This is a genomic window from Mycobacterium sp. NGS50, from assembly GCF_059812545.1.
This window is the reverse complement of the sequence record NZ_JCALCW010000078.1, coordinates 1-1,403: the sequence shown is the minus strand read 5'-3', so window position 1 is coordinate 1,403 and position 1,403 is coordinate 1. Positions and strand designations below refer to the sequence as shown.

The window sequence follows — 1,403 nt, the reverse complement described above, 5'->3', positions numbered from 1 at the left end:
CGCCGATGATCGTCAGATAGCGATGTGGGTGGCGGTAGCAGACCTCGTCGACGCCGATGCGATACAGGGTGTCGAGCCGGCGGGTGTCGAGCAGCTCAGCGACGCCGCGGTTGATGATCGCGGTGACGGTTTCCCAGCCACAGCGCATCAGCGTGGCCACCGTGGTGCGGTCGGTGCGCTGGGCCAGCCACAGCACCGTGTCTTCGAAATCGCGGGTATGCCGAGCCCCTGGCCGCGCCCAGGGCAGTTCTTCGGTGCGCACGCCGCACTGCGGGCAGTCCACCCGACGGATCGCATAGACCAGCCACAACCGGTGAGTGCCCAGGTCAAGGTGTCGCCAGCGACGCTCGCGGCGGTCATAGAACGCCGAGCACAGCATCCCGCACGGGCAGCGCAGCAGCCGCGCACGCGGCCGCAGGGTCACCTCGACATCGTGGCTTGTGATCATGACATCGCTGACCGATGCCCCGGGAATCTGCAGCAGGCGGTTAAATGCAGTGGAGACGCGCACGTCGGTGTCCTTGCGGTTGAGGTTGGTGTGGTAACCCCGAAACCTAGAGCCACACCGCGTGCGCGTCCCTCATTTCACCGAAGAGACGCCGAACCCCGCTCCCTACAACCGAATACCGCCCTGAACAGCGGAAAGGCGCCCACGAAAACCCGTGGAGCGCCACATGCGTTCGAATAGCGGAGAAGAAGTCGACGACGTGTTCGACGCCCTGGCGGCGGGCCTGGACCGGGCGCTGGAAATGGATCTCGAGGGGTTGGCGCCGCGAGAGCTGATCGCGCTACTGCGCCGCGCCGAGACGCTGCGGCGCCGCCTTGCGGTGCTCGAGCATCCGGTCATCAACGCACTGGCCACGGCTGACCCGGTCGAGGTGGGCGGCAAGCTGCGTGCGGTGTTAGCCGAGGAACTACGCATCACCGGCGCCGAGGCGGGCCGCCGGATCACCGATGCCGCCGCGTTGGGGCCGCGGCGCACCCTGACCGGGCAGCCGCTGGACCCGGTGTTCCCGGCCGCGGCCGCCGCGCAACGCAGCGGAGCCATCAGTACCGCCCACATTCAGGTGATCCGCGCGTTTTTCACCTATCTGCCCGACACGATCGAGCCCGACACGCTGCGCATCGCCGAACAACAGCTCACCGCCTACGCCACCGGACACCGCCCCGAGGAACTCACCGCATTCGCCCAGGAACTCGCCGACTATCTACATCCCGACGGCAACTAATCCGAGCAGGAACGCACCGTCCGCCGCGGCATCCGGCTGGGCCGCCAGGACCGTGACGGGATGACCCCGATCAGCGGATACCTCGATCCCCAAGCCCGCGCGAGCTGGGATGCGGTGCTGGCCCGCTGGGCCGCCCCGGGCATGTGCAATCCCGACGACTTGGCCCCGTGCACC

1 protein-coding gene and 1 pseudogene are annotated in these 1,403 nt (G+C 68.0%); one reads left to right on the top strand and one right to left on the bottom strand.

Going from position 1 to position 1,403, the window contains the following annotated elements:
* The coding region (locus AC5Y36_RS25740) for a helix-turn-helix domain-containing protein (RefSeq protein ID WP_500043806.1) at positions 1–511 on the bottom strand (511 nt) is incomplete at its 3' end.
* A 163-nt stretch (positions 512–674) separates the two neighbouring features.
* Here AC5Y36_RS25740 and AC5Y36_RS25735 point away from each other — a divergent pair.
* Positions 675–1,403, top strand: a pseudogene (locus tag AC5Y36_RS25735) (DUF222 domain-containing protein); the annotation flags it as partial.